1 protein-coding gene is annotated in these 1007 nt (G+C 26.2%); it reads right to left on the bottom strand.

Annotated features, from left to right (window positions below; translation table 11 throughout):
* A partial coding sequence (locus tag KGF48_RS19740; protein ID WP_227868496.1) for an RNA-guided endonuclease TnpB family protein occupies positions 1 to 635 on the bottom strand: 635 nt, incomplete at its 3' end.
* Positions 636 to 1007: the final 372 nt, after the last annotated feature.

Below are 1007 nucleotides of genomic sequence, written 5' to 3'. Positions count from 1 at the left end.
TTTGATTTATTAATGTTTTTAAAAGGTTCATCTATATTGCTAACTATGGCTAAATCCTTGATACCTAAATCAACACCAATACTTTCATTAGTAAGTTTAATATCAGTTTTTTCCTCAACTTCCATTGCTAGTGACAAGTACCAATACTTTCCATTAAATTTTACTCTTGGATTTAGAACTTTTATTTTATCCTTTTTATAGTTACCAATAGGAAGTCTGCCTTCATCTTTCATTTTTACATAACCTATTTTTTCAAGTTTTATATAATTATCTTTTACTATAAACTTGTTATTTAAATGGAAAAATGAAACTTCACACTTGCCTTTTTTCTTAAATCTAGGATAAAGAGATTCTTTTTTAAAGAATTTCTTAAATGATTCTCCTAAATCTTTGAGAGCCTGTTGTGGTATTTCTGATGATACTTCTTTTAACCAGCTAAATTCATTGTTATTTCTTAATCTTGTAAATTCTTTTCTTAATTTATCTATTTGTAAAAATTTATTATTTTCTTCATAGTATTTATTAAGAAAAGCTAATCCCCAGTTATAAGAGAATCTTGAAATACCAGCACTTTTAAACATTAATTCTTCTTGTTTTTTAGTGGGATATAATCTAACTTTAATGGCTTTAATCATATTTCTCACCTCTTCTAAATTATTGTATCATAGTGATATTACATTATAAATATATTGAAATTGTAATACAATTATTTTGAGGTTATTAAAATAATCTAATTATAGCCATTGTGAAAATTACAGGAACACTCATAAATAAAGAGTTTCTTTTTTTGCAAGTTTATTTAATTTAACATTTGACGAATTATAAAGTATTTATATTAATTTATAGAGTTTATATCTTTTTACCTACAATCGCTACTTTGTAGATGCTATTTCGCTCACGCTAATAGCCACTTCCTTTCAGAACGTGCAAAGACTATTTCTTCATCTTCAGCATTACCTGTTAAGAGCCACCCATTTCTTCCACCAATTGCTTGTGGTTTTACTCCC

It is taken from the genome of Clostridioides sp. ZZV15-6388, from assembly GCF_020657755.1.
In the GTDB taxonomy this organism is placed as follows: domain Bacteria; phylum Bacillota; class Clostridia; order Peptostreptococcales; family Peptostreptococcaceae; genus Clostridioides.
Note: the sequence above shows the minus strand (reverse complement) of the source record. Positions and strands in the feature narration are given on the sequence as shown.